The sequence below is a fragment of the Pseudomonas sp. DE0010 genome, from assembly GCF_007680745.1.
GTDB classification, from domain to species: domain Bacteria; phylum Pseudomonadota; class Gammaproteobacteria; order Pseudomonadales; family Pseudomonadaceae; genus Aquipseudomonas; species Aquipseudomonas parafulva_B.
Genome location: NZ_VEJQ01000041.1, coordinates 1 through 17,501, shown reverse-complemented (window position 1 = coordinate 17,501; position 17,501 = coordinate 1). Strand labels below are relative to the sequence as shown.

The 17,501-nt window shown below is 63.3% G+C and carries 15 protein-coding genes and 2 pseudogenes; 9 read left to right on the top strand and 8 right to left on the bottom strand.

Translation table 11 applies throughout. The features are described from left to right. Positions 1–252: 252 nt before the first annotated feature. On the top strand, positions 253–1,131 hold the full coding sequence (locus FS767_RS21210; RefSeq protein ID WP_144968081.1) for an EthD domain-containing protein: 879 nt from the start codon (positions 253–255) through the stop codon (positions 1,129–1,131). Positions 1,132–1,265: 134 nt separating this feature from the next. On the opposite strand, the gene FS767_RS21205 is transcribed toward FS767_RS21210, so the two are convergent. From FS767_RS21205 to FS767_RS21180, 6 genes are all read right to left on the bottom strand, one after another. Further along, positions 1,266–2,036: an amino acid ABC transporter ATP-binding protein gene (locus FS767_RS21205; RefSeq protein WP_144968079.1), complete on the bottom strand. Its 771-nt coding sequence runs from the start codon at positions 2,034–2,036 to the stop codon at positions 1,266–1,268. A gap of 88 nt (positions 2,037–2,124) precedes the next feature. Continuing rightward, complete coding sequence (locus tag FS767_RS21200; protein ID WP_144968077.1) at positions 2,125–2,865, bottom strand: amino acid ABC transporter ATP-binding protein; 741 nt, start codon at positions 2,863–2,865, stop codon at positions 2,125–2,127. Continuing rightward, the gene (argH, locus tag FS767_RS21195) at positions 2,862–4,364 is read right to left on the bottom strand and encodes an argininosuccinate lyase (RefSeq protein ID WP_144968075.1); all 1,503 of its coding nucleotides are present in this window, start codon (positions 4,362–4,364) and stop codon (positions 2,862–2,864) included. The genes FS767_RS21200 and argH overlap by 4 nt, the downstream gene beginning before the upstream one ends. Then, positions 4,334–5,053, bottom strand: a complete 720-nt coding sequence (locus FS767_RS21190; RefSeq protein WP_058605676.1) for an amino acid ABC transporter permease — start codon at positions 5,051–5,053, stop codon at positions 4,334–4,336. Before FS767_RS21190 ends, argH begins: the two co-directional genes overlap by 31 nt. Before the next feature lie 7 nt (positions 5,054–5,060). Next, entirely contained in the window at positions 5,061–5,723 is a 663-nt protein-coding gene (locus FS767_RS21185; RefSeq protein ID WP_023534227.1) for an amino acid ABC transporter permease, read from the bottom strand. 12 nt (positions 5,724–5,735) lie between these two features. Beyond that, positions 5,736–6,581, bottom strand: coding sequence for a transporter substrate-binding domain-containing protein (locus FS767_RS21180; RefSeq protein ID WP_144968073.1), 846 nt, complete (start codon positions 6,579–6,581; stop codon positions 5,736–5,738). A gap of 227 nt (positions 6,582–6,808) precedes the next feature. Here FS767_RS21180 and FS767_RS21175 point away from each other — a divergent pair, with 227 nt between their 5' ends. From FS767_RS21175 to FS767_RS21165, 4 genes and pseudogenes are all read left to right on the top strand, one after another. After that, entirely contained in the window at positions 6,809–7,732 is a 924-nt protein-coding gene (locus tag FS767_RS21175) for a LysR substrate-binding domain-containing protein (protein ID WP_305986719.1), read from the top strand. A gap of 220 nt (positions 7,733–7,952) precedes the next feature. After that, a pseudogene (locus FS767_RS23355) lies at positions 7,953–8,963 on the top strand (PAS domain-containing protein); the annotation flags it as partial. 81 nt (positions 8,964–9,044) lie between these two features. Continuing rightward, positions 9,045–9,233: pseudogene (locus FS767_RS23605) on the top strand (methyl-accepting chemotaxis protein); the annotation flags it as partial. A gap of 63 nt (positions 9,234–9,296) precedes the next feature. After that, entirely contained in the window at positions 9,297–10,937 is a 1,641-nt protein-coding gene (locus FS767_RS21165; protein WP_144968069.1) for a methyl-accepting chemotaxis protein, read from the top strand. An 82-nt stretch (positions 10,938–11,019) separates the two neighbouring features. On the opposite strand, the gene FS767_RS21160 is transcribed toward FS767_RS21165, so the two are convergent. Continuing rightward, on the bottom strand, positions 11,020–11,349 hold the full coding sequence (locus FS767_RS21160; protein ID WP_023534182.1) for a hypothetical protein: 330 nt from the start codon (positions 11,347–11,349) through the stop codon (positions 11,020–11,022). Beyond that, entirely contained in the window at positions 11,342–11,767 is a 426-nt protein-coding gene (locus tag FS767_RS21155; RefSeq protein WP_144968067.1) for a GFA family protein, read from the bottom strand. Before FS767_RS21155 ends, FS767_RS21160 begins: the two co-directional genes overlap by 8 nt. Before the next feature lie 403 nt (positions 11,768–12,170). On the opposite strand from FS767_RS21155, the gene FS767_RS21150 reads away from it, so the two are divergent. The 4 genes from FS767_RS21150 to FS767_RS21135 are packed head-to-tail and all read left to right on the top strand — an operon-like array spanning position 12,171 to position 17,273. Continuing rightward, the gene (locus tag FS767_RS21150) at positions 12,171–12,653 is read left to right on the top strand and encodes a formate dehydrogenase subunit gamma (protein ID WP_144968065.1); all 483 of its coding nucleotides are present in this window, start codon (positions 12,171–12,173) and stop codon (positions 12,651–12,653) included. Next, complete coding sequence (locus FS767_RS21145) at positions 12,647–14,206, top strand: NADH-quinone oxidoreductase subunit NuoF (RefSeq protein ID WP_144968063.1); 1,560 nt, start codon at positions 12,647–12,649, stop codon at positions 14,204–14,206. Before FS767_RS21150 ends, FS767_RS21145 begins: the two co-directional genes overlap by 7 nt. Continuing rightward, the gene (fdhF, locus tag FS767_RS21140) at positions 14,203–17,073 is read left to right on the top strand and encodes a formate dehydrogenase subunit alpha (RefSeq protein WP_144968061.1); all 2,871 of its coding nucleotides are present in this window, start codon (positions 14,203–14,205) and stop codon (positions 17,071–17,073) included. The genes FS767_RS21145 and fdhF overlap by 4 nt, the downstream gene beginning before the upstream one ends. Then, positions 17,070–17,273 carry a formate dehydrogenase subunit delta gene (locus FS767_RS21135; protein WP_058639388.1) on the top strand — a complete coding sequence of 68 codons (204 nt, stop codon included), beginning with the start codon at positions 17,070–17,072 and terminating at the stop codon, positions 17,271–17,273. Before fdhF ends, FS767_RS21135 begins: the two co-directional genes overlap by 4 nt. Positions 17,274–17,501 lie beyond the last annotated feature (228 nt).

The window sequence follows — 17,501 nt, the reverse complement described above, 5'->3', positions numbered from 1 at the left end:
GCAGGGGTTTCTTTTTGGTTGGCATACATGCACCTCTTACTCATGTTATGCCCGAACACAAAATTTCTGACACCCCCATTCTATCAGGTCTGCTAATCAAGAAGTCCCTGTTGGCTGCACCTCTCGGCCGGGAAACCTCTCGGTCTGTTACGCCAAACGCCCTCTAGCCAAGCCACGATGACCTTGACTGAACGCCTTTACCCACAGGCGGCTCTGACTTTAAACACCCCGCAAGCTCTACAAGGTCAAGCCATGACGATCACCCTCAACAGCTACACCACCGTCAAAAGGCGCGAGCGCGTCCCACACGCCATCTTCGCCCACTATTGGCGCGACGTGCATGGGCCGCTGTGCTCCCGGTTACCAGGGCTGGGCTTGTACATCCAGCACCACTTTTCGCGCCACCAGGACGCGCACCTTTGGCCACTGGCCGAGGGCGTGGGAGAGATCGCAGACTACGAACTCGATGGCGGTGTGGAGATCGGCTTCAAGTCCGCCGACCAGCAGGCGCGCTTCAAGCAAGCCAGCCCTATCCTGTTTTCTGACGAACAGAACATGTTCGACGAAACGCTGGCGTACGATCTCCCGCACGGGTCAACGATGGTGGTGAATCGGCTGGCGGACGAGCGCCTCAATGGGCTCGATCATGCCGACCGGATTCATGTGCACATGAGCCCAAGACAAAGCCTTGAAGATCTGCAAACGTATGTGCGCGACAAACTCGCGCCGACCCTGGCGCAGGATGCCTCGGTATTGAAAGTGCAAGTGCACCTGTGCGCCCCCTTCCAGAACGATGGAAATCACCCACCGGCGCCAGACGTGGCGCACACGGCCACGCCGGCGCGTGCCGAACTGGTAATCATGGAAGTCGCCTTTGGAAACCCTGTGGCCCGGCGCCGGTTTTTCGAGGGGCAGGCGTTCAAGGGGACGCTGGCGGATCAGGCCCGGCACATCGGAAGTTTGAAGGCGTTCGCGGTCAGTGGCGTGTACAGCTACGTGGTCGATGGTGAAATAACCACGGCCGGGCTGCGGGGCAGCCGGGCGGCGGAGTTGATCGAGTACCTCGGCGCGATCAATCAACTGGAAAGTGAAGTAGAGGCAGTGTTCAAGAACGTTGAAGCAGCAGGTTAAGCTGCCCCGACATCCAATACGTGCGGGGCATGCCTGCGGAAAAGCGCGGCTCGGTCCAATCGCTGAGAACGAAAGCAGGTCGTCGCTGTAATTCTCGAATGCAGCACGGTTGGCGCCCGAGGGGCGCCCCATGCTTAATGCAACACCTGACTCAAGAACAACCGCCCTCGCTCACTCTGAGGGCGTTCGAAGAACACCGCCGGCGCGGCCTGCTCGACCACCTCGCCCTGGTCCATGAACACCACCCGGTGCGCCACGGTCCGGGCGAAGCCCATTTCATGGGTCACGCACACCATGGTCATGCCGTCCTCGGCCAGGCTGACCATGGTGTCGAGCACCTCCTTGACCATTTCCGGGTCCAGTGCCGAGGTGGGTTCGTCAAACAGCATGATCTTGGGTTTCATGCACAGCGCCCGGGCAATCGCCACGCGCTGCTGCTGGCCGCCGGACAATTGGCCGGGGTACTTGTGTGCCTGTTCAGGAATGCGCACCCGCTCCAGGTAATGCATCGCCAAGGCTTGCGCCTCGTGGCGCGGCATCTTGCGCGCCCACATGGGCGCCAGGGTGCAGTTCTGCAGGATGGTCAGGTGGGGAAACAGGTTGAAGTGCTGGAACACCATGCCGATTTCGCGGCGGATGGTCTCGACTTGCCTCGCGTCGTGGGTCAGCTCGACGCCCTCGACCACGATGCGGCCCTGCTGGTGTTCTTCAAGGCGGTTCAGGCAGCGAATGGTGGTCGACTTGCCTGAGCCGGACGGGCCGCACAGCACGATGCGCTCACCTGGCTGCACGCTGAGGTTGATGTTCTTTAGCACCTGAAAGTCGCCGTACCACTTGTTGACGTTCTCCATCTGGATCATGGGTTGGATGCCCGGTGTATCCAGGGATTGGGTCGCTTCGTTCATCTGAAATACTCCTGGCTGGCGCGCAGACACGCTTGGCCGGTGCAAGCGGGCGCTGGCTGCGCAAAGAAGGGTTGAACACGCTGTTCGTTCAGTGCAGGACGCTTTGCAGAAACTGCCGGGTCCGAGCCTCTTTCGGCGCGCTGAAGAGCTGGGATGGCGGCCCGGTCTCGATGACCTTGCCGGCGTCGAAGAACACCACGCGGTCGGCCACTTCGCGGGCGAAGCCCATTTCGTGGGTGACGACGATCATGGTCATGCCCTCGGCCGCCAGGCCCTTCATGACATTGAGCACGTCGCCGACGGTTTCCGGGTCCAGCGCAGAGGTGGGCTCGTCGAACAGCATCAGCTTGGGTTTCATCGCCAAGGCGCGAACGATCGCCACGCGCTGCTGCTGGCCCCCTGACAGCTCGGCCGGGTAATGCCCGGCCTTGTGCCGCAGGCCGACGCGCTCGAGCAAGGCCAGGGCGTGGGTCTGGGCTTGCGCCTTGGTTGCGCGCCTGAGCTTGACCGGGGCAAGCATCATGTTGGCCAGCACCGTCATGTGCGGGAACAGCGTGTAGTCCTGGAACACCATGCCCACGTCCTCGCGCAGCCGGGCCAAGGCCTTGCGGTCTGCCGCACGCGTCTGATCGCCATCGCCCACCACCACGGTACCCTTGGAGGGCGGTTCCAGGCTGTTCAGGCAGCGGATGAAGGTGGACTTGCCCGAGCCGCTGGGGCCGATGATGACCACCACCTCGCCTTGCTGCACGTCCATGTCGACGCCCTTGACCACTTCATGGGTGCCGAAACTTTTATGCAGGTCGCGAACCGTCAGGATTGTGCTCATAGGCCCGCCTGTGCCCGGGTCAGGGCTTGCAGGTTGAGGTCGGCCGCGCTCATGCGCTCGCGGCGCTGCTGGTTGGCCGTACGCTCTGCGTCCAGGCGCTTGCCGGCGCGCGCCAGGCTTGGCATCAAGGACCCAAGCGAGGGGCCGCCGGCAGAGCTGCGGCCCTGCACGTTGCTGGCCGGGTCCAGGCAATCACGCACCTTCTGCTCGGGTAGGTGCAGGGCATGGCCCAGTTGCTCCAGGGCGCAGGCGTCGATCATCCGGGTGGTGATCTGATTGGCCGGCAGGCCCTGGTCCATGGCCATGCGCACCACGCCCCCGACCACATGGTGGGCTTCGCGGAACGACAGGTCGACCTCGCGCACCATCAGGTCGGCCAAGCCGGTGGCGGTGGAAAAATCCTCGCCGGCGCGGCGTGCCGCCAAGTCACTGTTGGGAGTGGCGGTGCGCAGCACCAGGTCCAGCAGTTTCAGGCAGCGCAGGCTTTCTTCGGCAGCCTCCCAGAAGCCCCGTGTCCCTTCGCGATTGCCGTCGCCGGTATGGGAAAAATGGGTGCCCTTGATGGTCACGCTCGCACCCATCAGCAGGCCGACGATATGGCCACTGCGGCCCTTGAGGTACTCCAGCACGGTGGGGTTCTTCTTCTGCGGCATGATGCTGGAAGTGGCAGCGACGCTGTCGGGGAAGTCGATGAGGTTGAACTCATGGGTACTCCACACGAAGTAGTCCTGCGCCACGCGGCTCCAGAACACCGCCAGGTTGCTCAGGTGTGACAGGCTTTCGAGCAGAAAATCCCGCGAGCCTATGGCATCCAGGGCATTGTCCAGGTAGCCGTCGAAGCCCAGCAGCTCGGCGGTGCGGGCGCGGTCGATGTCGAACGGCGTGCCGGCGAAGGCGGCTGCTCCAAGCGGGCACTGGTTCATCGACTCCAGGGTCTGGGTCAGGCGCTTGCTGTCGCGTTCCAGGGCCTGTTCCACCGCACTCAGGTAATAGCCGTAGGTGATCGGCTGCGCCGGCTGAAGGTGCGTGTAGCCAGGCATCACCACTTCGGCGTACCGCTCGGCGCAGCCCAAGGCCGTGGCGCGTACCGTTGCCAACTCGTCGATCAGGGCCATCAGCAGGTCGCGGCAGCGCAGGCGGTCGAGGGTGGCCAGGATGTCGTTGCGGCTGCGACCGGTGTGCAGGCGCCCGCCAATGTCAGCGCCAATCTGCTCGATCAGGTGCGCCTCGTAGTTGAAGTAGGCGTCCTCGCGCGAAGGGTCCAGCTCGACCGCATCCGGGCCTGCCTGCTCCATGTCCAGCACACCCTTGGCCAGCACGCTGGCATGTTCGCCGCGGATCAGGCCTTGTTCGGCCAGCATCAGAATGTGCGCCTTGTTGACGTTACCCAGGTTCGCGAAGCCGCTGGCAAAGCCTTCCAGGCGCGGGCGGTAGATGTACTCGTTCACTTGCGGCGCGGTGCTTTCCTTCAGGCGCCGACTGACTTTGGATGCTTGCATGCTGGAACCTCTTCAGTGGAAGTACGTGCCGCCGGACGACCCAGACGACGTTCGAGATAACGGCTGAGCCAGGTCAGCGCCGAACAGATGACGAAGTACACCAACAGCACCACGCCGTAGACCGCGAAGGCGGGGCTCACGCCGGTCATGACGGTTTCCCGCTCGATGATGATCTGACCGACCTTGAGAAACTCCCCCACACCCACAAGGGCGCCCAGGGACGTGGCTTGCACCAGGATCGTCAGCAACCCGGTGTAGGCCGGCAGGATGGCTTTCATCGACTGCGGCACAACCACGTGCAGGTAGATCTGCCAGGGGCGCAGGCCCAGGGCCCAGGCACTTTTCCACTGATGCCTGGACACCGACTCCAGCCCGCCACGCACGATCTCGATGCCGTTGGCGCTTCCCCACAAGGTCAGGCCCACGGTAACGGCGGCGAAAGGGCTCAGGTCCACACCGAACATCGGCGCACCGAAGAAGATGAAGAACACGTTGACGATCAGCGGAATGGAGCGAAACAGCTCCACGTAGCCATGGATCGTCCACCCCAACAGGCGGTTCTTGACCGTGGCCAGCACGCCGAGCACGGCCGAGATCAGCGTGGTGAACAGCAGCACCACCAATGCCAGGTACAGGGTCATCAACAACCCTTTGCACACGAAGCTCCAGTTTTCGAGTAGGAAATTCATGGTCGCCTCACTGCCGGAAAGGGCGTTGCAGGTGGGCGGACAGCCGCGCAGTCATCAACGCGAGCACCCCCACCAGCACCAGGTACATGACGCAGATGGCCGTGAACATCTCGATGGCGCGAAAGTCCGTGGCGATGCGGTCCACTGCGACGAAGGTCAATTCCGCAAGGCCGATGGCCTGTAGGTAGGAAGAGTTCTTCAGCAGTGAGATCGCGGTGTTGAGCATCGCCGGCAGGCTGGTGCGAAACGCGATGGGCATGGCGATCAGGGCAAAGTACTGCACGGGCTTGAGGCTCAGTGCCAGGCTCGCCTCGCGCATGCCACGCTCCACCGTGGCCAGCCCGCCGCGGATGTTCTCGATCTGGTACGCACCGGCCCACAGCGACAGGCACACCACACCCGACCAGAACAGCGACAACCCAAGGCCAATGGCCGGCAGGCCATAGAAGATGAAGAACAACTGCACCAGGATCGGCGTATTGCGGATCAGCTCCACGTACAGCGCCACTGCCTGGGACAGCACCGGGATCTTCATGACGCGCACCGCCCCGCCCAGCACCCCGATCAAGAGCGAGCAGAGGATGGCCAGGGCTGTGATGCGCAGTGTCATCAGCACACCGTCGAGCAGGGCAGGCCATTGCTCGACCAGATAATGGACGTCGAACTCCATGATGGCGGCCGATCAAAGCGCTTCGGCAGGCTTGGCCTGCTCGAAGACGCTGATGTAGTAGCTTTGGATATTTTCGGGTACGAACTGCTGCACCCAGCCTCGGAACAGGTGTTCTTCGCGCATGCGCAATACCGCCGCGCTCAGGAAGTCGCGCCACTGCGCTTCGTTCTTGCGCACGCCGATGGCGGCATCGGAGATCTGGAACGGTTGGCCTATCAGGCGGGCATCCTGGTCGTTGTCGGCGACCACCACGAGGGTGGCGGCATCGTGGGTGTAGGCGTCGGCGCGGCCCTGGCGAAAGGCTTGCAAGGCATCGGCGGCGCTGTTCATGCGCAGGGTCTTGACGTCGGGCATGTGGTCTTCGAACCATTTGGCCTGCACCGACCCTTTGAGCGTGGCGAGGGTGTTGCCCTTGAGGTCGGCGATCGCGCGGGCCGGGCTGTCCTTCTTCACCACCACGTCACTGGCGCCCCACCGGTAGGGCGTAGTGAAGTCGATCACCCGTTGGCGTTCCGGGGTGACGCCCAGGGTGGCGATCAGCAAGTCCACCTTGCGCCCCAGCAGCTGCGGCACACGGTTTTCGGCGGTCACGCAGGTGAAGCTGACCTTGTCCTTCGAGCCCAGGGCCCATAGCGAAATCTGCTTGGCCATCTCGACCTCGACGCCGGCGAACTCACCTTTGTTGTCCTGGTAGCCATACGGTGGCTGGTCGCACCGCACGCCAGCGCGCAGGTGGTCCGCCTCCTTGATGGCTGCGGGGACGGCGGGCAGGTCGGCGGCCTGAACGGTGGATACCGCCGCCAACGACACGCACGTCAGGGCCAGTGCAGCGCTTAGTCTTTTATACGAGAACGACATGATGCCTCCTGATTACCGGGCTGCACCGCGCCACTGTGCTGGGGCGATGCGTGAGTACAAGGGCAGAGCTGAAGTGACGCTGGAGCACCGGTGTTATGTGTGTTGTTGCCGGTATGTGCTCGGGGGTATCGCGCTGCATCGGGGCAGACGTCGATGTGGTTGTAGTTATAAAATCTGCGCGTCATGCAATCAAATGACAATACATCAACCCGTCATGCAGAAATGATATGGCTATCAATTTCAAGCAGATCGAAACCTTCCGCGCGGTCATGCTCAGCGGCTCCATGACAGCAGCGGCGCAGGCGCTGCACACCTCCCAGCCCAATGTCAGCCGGCTGATCGCGCAACTGGAACGGGCCAATGGGTTCAAGTTGTTCGAACGGGTAGGGGGGCGTTTGCTGCCAACCGATGAGGGCGCGCAGTTTTTCGCCGACGTAGAGCGCGCCTTCATTGGGCTGCACAGCCTGGAAACCTCCGCCGAGCACCTCAAGCGCGGAGGTACCGGGCAATTGCGTATCGGCGCGGTGCCCTCCCTGACCCATGGTCTGCTGCCAAAGATCATCCAGCGCTTTCGCCAGCAGAACCCGCACGTTCATATCTCCATCCACACCAACGACTCGCCGAACGTGGCGCACTGGGCCGCAACCCGGTTCTGCGATGTGTGCCTGGTGTCCTATGTGGCCGAGGACATGGCGGGCGTGCAGTCCCAGATCATCTGCGATGTCCCTGGCGTGTGCATCTTCCCCAAGGGCCACCGGCTCGGTGCCTTGCAGGCCGTGACGCCTGCTGACCTCAAGGGCGAAGAATTCATTTCGCTGTCGCATACCGACGGCTCCCGCACGCGGCTCGACCGGCTGTTCGCCGAGGATGACCCGCGGGTGCTCAACCTGGACGCCACCCATGCCGCCACCGTGTGCTCACTGGTCGGGCTAGGGCTGGGCGTGAGCGTGGTCAGTCCGCTGGTGGCGGCAGAATACTTGCACACCGGTATCGACATACGGCCGTTTACGCCGCAGTTGCGGTTCTACACGTATCTGCTCCTTTCATCCGACCGGCCTGAGAACGTGCTGACTCGACGGTTTCGGGTGTTGGCGGGAGAGATGTTGGGGGAGGCGGCGCAGGCGTGCATCGCGGGCGGCGACGGGATCTGAGCTTCTCAGCTCAGATTGGCGGGGCCGGCGCGGGCTTGCCCGCCTCCCTCCTATAACTGATATCGTAATGATGTCATTGCCGCGCAACCTTTCTCGTTGTGCCGCTGTCGTAGTTCGCACTACCGGTCAGGCAGCAGCGGTCGCATCCTGCGATGGCCATGCGTGAGCCGGTAACGAAGCCAGGGATTGGTGTTTTTCGTCTTCCACCGAGTACTGACCCATGCTTCATCTTTTTCGTAACCGCGGCGAGCGCCAGGCGCTCACGCAGCTGGCTGCCTCCCTCCCGCAAACCCACACCGACGGTGGCCGCACTGCCGCCAGTTGGACAGACGTGCAACGTGAATGGACCTCGCGTGAGTTGCATGCCACTGAGCGTGAAGGCCGTATTGCCGAGCTTGAGCGCGAGCTGGAAAACGCCCGGTTGATGCTGGCCGAAGCCGATGCCAATGCGCGCGCCTCGAAAACCCGTTTTGACCTGGTCAATCGTGCGTCCAGTGAAGGCCTGTGGGACATGGAAGTGGTGGCAGGTGACCCGGTCAACCCGCGTAACCGCTTCTGGTGGTCGAAGCAATTTCGCGAAATGCTGGGGTTTCGCGACGAGCGCGATTTTCCCAATGTCCTGGCCAGCTGGGCTGACCGCCTGCACCCGGAAGACAAGGCCGCTACGCTGGAGGCCTTCGCTCGCCACCTGAACGACAAATCAGGCATGACCCCTTACCGGGTGCGCAACCGTCTGGCCATGAAAGACGGCAGCTACCGCTGGTTCTTCGCCCAGGGCGAAACCCTGCGCGATACACGGGGTGTGCCTTTGCGCGTTGCCGGCGCCTTGCGCGACATCCACGACGAATTGCAGCGCGAACAAGAGCACGACGTGATCATCACCCGTTTCGAACTGGCGCGGGAAATGCTCTCGGACGGGCTGTGGGACATGGAAGTGATCGCCGGTGACCCCGTCAATCCCAAGAACCCCTTCTGGTGGTCGCCGCAGTTCCGCCGTTTGCTGGGTTTCGAAACCGTCGAAGAATTCCCGGACGTGCTGGACAGCTGGGCCTCACGCCTGCACCCAGAGGACAAGGCCTACAGCCTGGAAGCCTTCCAGGCGCACCTGAACGACCGCACGGGCAAGACGCCATTCGACATCGAGTACCGATTGAAAATGAAAAGCGGGGAGTACCGCTGGTTCCGCGCCCGTGGCCAGACCAAACGCGACCCGTATGGCGCGCCGTTACGTGTGGTCGGGGCATTGGTGGACGTTGATCTGGAGCACCAGCAGTCTGCCATGCGTGAGACCGAAGCTGCGCACCAGCGCACCCTGGAATCCAACATCACCAAGCTTACCCAGATCGTCGGCACCATTCAGAGCATTGCCAGCCAGACCAACCTGCTGGCGCTCAATGCCGCTATCGAGGCAGCACGTGCCGGGGAGGCGGGCAGGGGGTTTGCGGTGGTGGCCGATGAAGTACGCAAGTTGGCCACGCGCACGACGGAGGCCACCGAGCAGGCGGCCGACATGATGCGCGGCTGACAGCTGGTTTTTCTCTCACTTCGTTCCAGGGTTTAACTCATGAATTGGTTCTACGACGCCAGGTTGTCGGTCAAGCTGTACCTCGCTTTCGCGCTGTGCGCACTGATCACCTTGAGTGTAGGAGTTGTCGGTAGCCAAGGAATCGGCTCGCTTTCGTCTAGTTTGCAAAGTGTATTTGCCAACAATCTCGTGTCAGTGGCCCAGGTTGCAGAAGCGCGCTCCAGTGCTATCGCCCAGAGCCGCGACCTGTACCGGCTTGTGGCAGCTACTGCCATCAAGGCGCCCGAAGCGGAACGCGCTGCCATTCTTGCGTCAATGAAAGAAAACCGGCAGAGCAGCGAGCAGGCTTTCGCAGTCTACCGAACCACACCCTTGGCCGACGATGAACGCCTTGCCGGCGATCGCATGGAAAAGGACTGGCCAGCCTATCAGGCCATCATGGATCGGACGGTAGCCACCATCGCACGAGGCGACTTGGCCGAAGCCAGGCAATTGATGGCCGGCGAATTGCACCAGGCATTTCGTACCGTGCTCGACGAATTGACCACAATGGTCGAGTCCAATAACCAGCAGATCGATGAAGGCGCGCGAGCTGCAAAACACAACGAGGCGGCGGCCAAACTCAACCTGTACCTGGGCATCGGCGCGGCGTTCGTGGCTGCGATTTTGCTGGGTATGTTCATCAGCCGTGTCATCAGCAAACCGATCGCGCTGGCGGTGAATACGGCCGAGCGCATCGCAGGCGGCGACCTGAGCAAACCCGTGGCGACAGGTCACGCCGACGAGACCGGCCAACTGCTAAACGCCCTGGGCGTCATGCAGCAAGGCCTCAAGCGCACCCTGGAGCAAATCGCCAACGCAGCGGATCAGCTCGCCTCTGCGGCCGAAGAGCTCAACGCCGTCACAGATGAGAGCACCCGCGGGCTCACGCGCCAGAATGATGAAATCCAGCTGGCCGCCACGGCCGTCACGCAAATGAGTGCGGCGGTCGAGGAGGTGGCACGCAACGCCACCTCCACCTCCGAAGCCTCCCGGCAGACGTCCGAGGAAGCGGCCAGTGGCCGTGACCAGGCGCGCGAAGCCGTGCAGGCCATAACCAGCGTGAACAGCGAAATCGGACAGTCCACGGTCATCGTTGGGGAGTTGGCTGGCAGCGTGCGCGACATCGCCAAGGTGGTCGATGTGATCCGCGGCATTGCCGAGCAGACCAATCTGCTGGCGCTCAACGCGGCCATCGAGGCGGCGCGAGCTGGCGAGCAGGGCCGAGGTTTTGCGGTGGTGGCAGACGAAGTGCGGGCACTGGCGGCGCGTACCCAGGCCTCAACGGGCGAGATCGAAGCCATGATCACAGGCGTTCAGGCCCGTGCCGACGATGCGGTCAAGGCCATGGGCAACAGCCGAAACCTGGCCGATAGCACCCAGGCCTTGGCCCAGGCGACCGGGGAATCGCTGGAGCGTATCGCCCGGAACATCGCCCAGATCAACGACCGCAACCTGCTGATCGCCACGGCATCCGAAGAGCAGGCCAATGTGGCCCGCGAGGTGGACCGCAACCTGATCAACATCCAGGACTTGTCGACCCAGACCTCGGCCGGTGCGCATCAAACCAGCGCATCCAGCCAGGAACTGTCCCGCCTGGCCATCTCGTTCAACGACATGGTCAGCACCTTCAAGCTCTGAACAGGGCGTAGACGGTCTGTAGCATGTCATGCCCCGCCCACCGCAGTGGTGCACTTACCTGCGGTGGGTGGCGCGAGGGCTTTTAGTCGACGCGCACGAAGACGTTCTTGGCCATGTCGCTACCGCCGACGGCCTCCAGGCGCTTGCCGCCGTCGAGCACGCGTACGTTGATCAACGCCATGCCATCCTTGTTGCGCGCGGTGACCATGTCATCCTTGCGCTCCCATTCATCCACCTTCAGCTTGTTGCCGTTGGTGATGATGTAGTCCTTGGAAAACTCCCACGTCTGTTTCGGGCTCTGGATACCCATCACGGTTGTGGTTTGCTCGTAGGTGCCTTCCAGGGCGTCATTGCCGCAACCGGCGATGACGAAAAACGGCAGGGCGGCGAGGGCGAGTTTGAGTTTACGCATTGGGCTTCCTTTTCAGTGGGTCGATCTCGTTCGTCAGGGTCGATGGCAGGTGCCAGGGCGCCGCGGCGTCGAGATGCAGGTGGGTATCACGTGTGGGTACGAAGGGGGTATCGAGCGTGCCAAGGGCGATTGAGATCCAATCGGCGTATTGGCCCGCACTGCGTGACCAGAACAGGCTCGAGCCGCAGGCTGCACAGAATTGCCGTAGCACCGTGGGAGACGAGGCATAGGCCGCAAGCTGATCAGCGCCGCGCAGCATGCGCAGCGCCTCACGCGGCACACTGCCGTATGAGGCATAGGCAGCGCCGTGGCCTTTGCGGCACTGGCTGCAATGACAGTGGCTCACGGCCTTGGGGAGGGCGAGCAGTTCATAACCGATTGCCGCGCATAGGCAGCTTCCCTGGTATGTGCTAGACAAACGCGATTCCATGCGTAGGAAAAGGCGCCAGCTTAAACGCAGCGCCACAGGGAGTCGAGCCGGTTCTGGCCACACGTGTCGGCGGCAGGTGCCTGGGAAGCGGTTTTCGTACGTTCTTGACCGTTGGGGTGCACAAGCGCGTGTTGGCGAGCCCGAAGATCGATCAGCCCGTAAAGCCGTGGGACGTCGGTTTCAGAATGCGCCTGGTCGTTCGCACGCAACCTTCCGGTGCAGCAAGTGCCATGCTTGCAGGATGCCATTGGACCCGCGCGCAGACGCATGGACGATGGCAAGGAGGCCGCCTGCTCCACGCAACCGTGACGTGGCTGGCGCGCCGCAGCAGAACACGCCGGAACCCGCCAATACAACAACAGGGGCGGGCCGTGATGCCGAGGTCCGCTGTATGCCTGATCAAATGCTCCACCTGCCCGCTGTCCAACGTATCGTGGCCGATCACCAAGAAACGCCTGGTGCGCTGCTACCGATACTGCACGCCATCCAGCATGCTGTCGGCTACATTCCCGATGCCGCCGTCGGCGAGGTCGCCCACGCACTCAACCTGAGCCGGGCCGAGGTCCAGGGCGTCATCAGCTTCTATCATGATTTCCGCACTGCCGCGCCAGCCCGGCACACCCTGCGCCTGTGCCGGGCCGAGTCGTGCCAGAGCCGTGGCGCCGAGGCCCTGGCCGCGCAGCTGCGCGAACAATTGGCGCTCGATGACCATGGCACCAGCGCCGACGGTGCCATCAGCCTGCGTCCGGTCTATTGCCTGGGCGCCTGTGCCTGTTCGCCAGCCCTTGAACTGGACGGTCAGGTACACGCCCGGCTCACGCCTGAGCGGCTCCGCGAGTTGGTCAAGGGTTGCCAGGAGGGCGCCACATGCTGAAGGTCCATGTCCCCCGCGATTCGGTGGCCCGAGCCGTCGGCGCAGACCAGGTGGTCGAGGCGTTGCAGCGCGAGGCCGAGCGGCGCAATGTGCAGCTGGACATTCGGCGCACCAGTTCCCGTGGCCTCTATTGGCTCGAGCCGCTGCTCGAGTGCGACAGCGAGCAGGGCCGGCAGGGTTTCGGGCCGGTGACGCCGCAGGATGTACCCGGCCTGCTGGACGCCATGATCGGTGGGCAGGCAGACCATCCGCTGGCGTTGGGGCCTGTGGAAGACATGCCTTACCTCAAGACCCAGCAGCGCCTGCTGTTCGCGCGTGCTGGCATTACCCGCCCCTTGTCCTTGGACGATTACCGCGCCCATGGCGGCTTTGCCGGCTTGGAAGCGGCCGTTGCCATGGACGGCGCCGAGGTGGTGGCTGCCGTGCTCGATTCCGGCCTGCGTGGTCGTGGCGGGGCTGCGTTTCCTGCCGGCATCAAGTGGCGCACCGTGCGCGACGCCAAGCCTGCCCAGAAGTACGTGGTATGCAACGCCGACGAAGGCGACTCCGGCACCTTCGCCGACCGTATGTTGATGGAAGGCGACCCGTACCTGTTGATCGAGGGCATGATCATCGCTGGCCTGGCGGTGGGTGCCGACAAGGGCTACATCTATGTGCGCTCGGAGTACCCGGACGCCATCGCTATACTTGACCAGGCATTCGTCATCGCACGCCAGGCAGGCTACCTGGGTACCAATGTGGCCGGTAGCGGCAAGGCGTTCGACCTCGAAGTGCGCGTGGGCGCAGGTGCCTACATCTGCGGTGAAGAAACCGCGCTGCTCGAATCCATCGAAGGCAAGCGCGGCATCGTTCGCGCCAAGCCGCCGCTCCCGGCGCTGGAAGGCCTGTTCGGCCTGCCGACCTTGGTGCACAACGTGCTGACCCTGGCCTCGGTGCCCGTCATCCTGGCCAAGGGGGCGCCGTTCTATCGCGATTTCGGTATGGGCCGCTCGCTGGGCACCATGCCGTTCCAGCTGGCCGGCAATGTTCGCCACGGCGGCCTTGTGGAGCGCGCCTTCGGCTTGACGCTGCGTGAACTGGTGGAGGGCTACGGCGGCGGCACGGCCAGCGGCCGGCCGCTGAAGGCGGCCCAGGTGGGTGGGCCGTTGGGCGCCTGGGTACCCCCCAGCCATTTCGACACGCCGCTGGACTACGAGGCCTTCGCGGCCGTGGGCGCGATGCTCGGCCACGGCGGTGTGGTGGTGGCCGACGACACCTTGAACATGGCCAGCATGGCCCGCTTCGCCTTGCAGTTCTGTGCCGAGGAGTCCTGCGGCAAGTGCACCCCGTGCCGTATCGGCTCGACCCGTGGCATGGAGGTGGTGGACCGGCTGATTGCCAGCGATGACATCACCGAGCGCCATGACCAGGCACTGCTGCTTCGCGATTTGTGCGACACCATGCAGTACGGCTCGCTGTGCGCCATGGGCGGCATGACCGCTTACCCGGTCGCCAGCGCCCTCAAGTATTTCCCTGCCGATTTCGGGCTGACCCAAGCGGAGGCCACGCAATGATCCATATCTTCGATCCGCAAACCGACCTGGGCACGCCAGCCCGTGACAGCGAAGTGCAGGTCAGCCTGAACATCGACGGCCGCACGATCAGCGTTCCTGCTGGCACGTCGGTGATGCGTGCAGCCGCCCTGCTTGGCACGACCATTCCAAAGCTGTGCGCCACCGATAGCCTCGAAGCCTTCGGCTCCTGCCGCATGTGCATGGTGGAAATCGAGGGCATGCGCGGTTACCCGGCCTCCTGCACCACGCCGGTCACCGAAGGCATGGTCGTGCGCACCGAAACGCCGCGCCTGGCGGGCTTGCGGCGTAACGTGATGGAACTGTACATCTCCGATCACCCCCTCGATTGCCTGACCTGTTCGGCCAACGGCAACTGTGAACTGCAGACCGTGGCCGGGCAGGTGGGGCTGCGCGAGGTGCGCTACGGCTATGACGGTGCCAACCATCTGGCCGAAAAGAAGGACATTTCCAACCCGTACTTCGACTACGAACCCAGCAAGTGCATCGTCTGCAGCCGATGCGTGCGTGCCTGCGAGGACATCCAGGGCACCTTTGCCCTGACCATCACCGGACGTGGCTTCGAATCCCGGGTCGCGGCGGCAGGCGGCGATAATTTCCTGACCTCCGAGTGCGTGTCGTGCGGCGCCTGCGTGCAGGCCTGTCCGACCGCGACGCTGACCGAGAAAAGCCTGGTACAACTGGGCCAGCCGGAACGTGCGGTGATCACCACCTGCGCCTATTGCGGGGTTGGCTGCTCGTTCCGTGCCGAAATGAAGGGCGACCAACTGGTGCGCATGGTCCCGGACAAGAACGGCGGGGCCAACCACGGCCATGCCTGTGTCAAGGGCCGCTTTGCCTGGGGCTATGCCACGCACCCGGACCGCATCACCAAACCCATGATCCGCAAGCGCCTGGAAGATCCGTGGCAGGAAGTGAGCTGGGACGAGGCGGTGGCCTACGCCGCTAGCGAGTTGCGCCGCATCCAGCTCAAGTATGGCCGGGAATCCATTGGCGGCATCACCTCCAGCCGCTGCACCAACGAGGAGGCCTATCTGGTTCAGAAGCTGGTGCGCACGGCCTTTGGCAACAACAACGTCGACACCTGCGCGCGTGTCTGCCATTCCCCCACCGGCTACGGCCTGAAACAGACGCTGGGCGAGTCGGCCGGTACGCAGAGCTTCGATTCGGTGATGAAGGCCGATGTGGTGCTGGTCATCGGCGCCAACCCGACCGATGCGCATCCGGTGTTCGGTTCACAGCTCAAGCGCCGTCTGCGCGAAGGTGCACGTCTGATCGTGATCGACCCTCGCCGCATCGACCTGGTGGATTCGCCCCATGCCCGGGCCGAGCTGCACCTGCAACTTCGTCCCGGCACCAACGTGGCCATGCTCAACGCCCTGGCCCATGTGATCGTGACCGAGGGGCTACTGGCCCAGGACTTTATCGACGAGCGCTGCGAAACCGCAGAATTCGCCCGCTGGCGCGAGTTCGTCAGCCTGCCGGAAAATGCCCCCGAAGTGCTGGGCCAGGTGTGTGGCGTTGCAGCGCAGCAGGTTCGCGCGGCGGCCCGGTTGTATGCCACCGGCGGCAACGCGGCCATCTACTATGGCTTGGGCGTGACCGAGCACAGCCAAGGCAGCACCGCTGTGATGGGCATTGCCAACCTGGCCATGGCCACTGGCAACATTGGCCGTGAAGGGGTAGGGGTCAACCCGCTGCGTGGGCAGAACAACGTCCAGGGTTCCTGTGACATGGGCTCGTTCCCTCACGAGCTGCCGGGTTACCGGCACATTTCCAACGAAGGTGTACGGGCCGAGTTCGAGCAGGCCTGGGGTGTGACGCTGCACCCGGATCCGGGCCTGCGCATTCCCAATATGTTCGAAGCGGCCCTTGATGGCAGCTTCAAGGCGTTGTACTGCCAGGGCGAGGATATCGCCCAGAGCGATCCGAACACCCAGCACGTTACCGCCGCCCTGCTGGCCATGGAGTGCGTGGTGGTGCAGGACATTTTCCTCAACGAAACCGCCAAGTTCGCCCATGTGTTCCTGCCGGGTAGCTCGTTCCTGGAAAAGGACGGCACATTCACCAACGCCGAGCGCCGTATCTCGCGGGTTCGCAAGGTCATGGAGCCACTGGCGGGCAAGGCCGACTGGGAAGCGACCGTGGCATTGGCCAATGCGCTGGGCTACCCGATGAACTACCGTCACCCCTCCGAGATCATGGATGAGATCGCCCGCTTGACGCCGACCTTCCGCCGGGTGAGCTATGCCGAAATCGAGCGCCACGGCAGCCTGCAGTGGCCGTGCAACGATGCAGCGCCCGATGGCACGCCCACCATGCACATCGATCAGTTCGTCAGGGGCAAGGGGCGGTTCATGCTGACCGGGTACGTACCGACCGACGAGAAGGTCAACAGCCGCTATCCGCTGCTGCTGACCACCGGGCGCATTCTCAGCCAGTACAACGTCGGTGCCCAGACCCGGCGCACGGGCAACGTCGCCTGGCACGATGCCGATCGCCTCGAGATCCATCCGACCGATGCCGAAAGCCGTGGCATCCAGGACGGTGACTGGGTCGGTATCGGCAGCCGTGCCGGGCAGACCGTGCTGCGCGCCAAGGTCAGCAGCCGCGTGGCGCCAGGCGTCGTTTACACCACTTTCCACTTCCCGGAGTCGGGCGCGAACGTGATCACCACCGACAACTCCGACTGGGCGACCAACTGCCCCGAATACAAGGTAACGGCAGTGGAGGTGGTCAAGGTGTTCCAGCCGTCTGAGTGGCAAAAGCGTTACCAGGATTTCAGCGACGAACAGCGTCGGCTGTTGCAGGAGCGTCGATCCGCCGAGAAAGCCGAGGTGCGCCAATGAGCCAGGACAGCTTGGTGAAGATGGCCAACCAGATTGCCCACTACTTCGACAGCGAGCCGAATCGGGACCTGGCTGTGCAAGGCGTTCGCCAGCATCTACACAACTTCTGGACGCCGGCCATGCGCCGGCAGTTGGGAGAATGGATCGAGGCTAATGCGGGGGAGGGGTTGGATCCTAAGGTGAAGGAGGCATTGGGTTAAGCTGGGATCCAGTCCACGGCTGGCGAGGTGCCGTTGTTGGAGGAGCCTTGCCGGGCGCCGGAGCGGCCACGATGGGCTGCGGAGCAGCCCAGGATTCTAGCTTCGCAGCTCACATTGCTGGGGCCGCTATGCGGCCCATCGCGGTACAAGACCGCTCCTTGTATCTCGACTTTTGCCTCTTTGCAGGCCAAAGTTCTCGACTGATCATCGAGGGAAAGCCTTGAAGCA

Coding starts and splice junctions, on each gene's coding strand:
- FS767_RS21210 (WP_144968081.1), top strand. CDS start 253: ATGACGATCACCCTCAACAGCTACACCACCGTCAAAAGGCGCGAGCGC.
- FS767_RS21205 (WP_144968079.1), bottom strand. CDS start 2,036: ATGAACGAAGCGACCCAATCCCTGGATACACCGGGCATCCAACCCATG.
- FS767_RS21200 (WP_144968077.1), bottom strand. CDS start 2,865: ATGAGCACAATCCTGACGGTTCGCGACCTGCATAAAAGTTTCGGCACC.
- argH (WP_144968075.1), bottom strand. CDS start 4,364: ATGCAAGCATCCAAAGTCAGTCGGCGCCTGAAGGAAAGCACCGCGCCG.
- FS767_RS21190 (WP_058605676.1), bottom strand. CDS start 5,053: ATGAATTTCCTACTCGAAAACTGGAGCTTCGTGTGCAAAGGGTTGTTG.
- FS767_RS21185 (WP_023534227.1), bottom strand. CDS start 5,723: ATGGAGTTCGACGTCCATTATCTGGTCGAGCAATGGCCTGCCCTGCTC.
- FS767_RS21180 (WP_144968073.1), bottom strand. CDS start 6,581: ATGTCGTTCTCGTATAAAAGACTAAGCGCTGCACTGGCCCTGACGTGC.
- FS767_RS21175 (WP_305986719.1), top strand. CDS start 6,809: ATGGCTATCAATTTCAAGCAGATCGAAACCTTCCGCGCGGTCATGCTC.
- FS767_RS21165 (WP_144968069.1), top strand. CDS start 9,297: ATGAATTGGTTCTACGACGCCAGGTTGTCGGTCAAGCTGTACCTCGCT.
- FS767_RS21160 (WP_023534182.1), bottom strand. CDS start 11,349: ATGCGTAAACTCAAACTCGCCCTCGCCGCCCTGCCGTTTTTCGTCATC.
- FS767_RS21150 (WP_144968065.1), top strand. CDS start 12,171: ATGCCTGATCAAATGCTCCACCTGCCCGCTGTCCAACGTATCGTGGCC.
- FS767_RS21145 (WP_144968063.1), top strand. CDS start 12,647: ATGCTGAAGGTCCATGTCCCCCGCGATTCGGTGGCCCGAGCCGTCGGC.
- fdhF (WP_144968061.1), top strand. CDS start 14,203: ATGATCCATATCTTCGATCCGCAAACCGACCTGGGCACGCCAGCCCGT.
- FS767_RS21135 (WP_058639388.1), top strand. CDS start 17,070: ATGAGCCAGGACAGCTTGGTGAAGATGGCCAACCAGATTGCCCACTAC.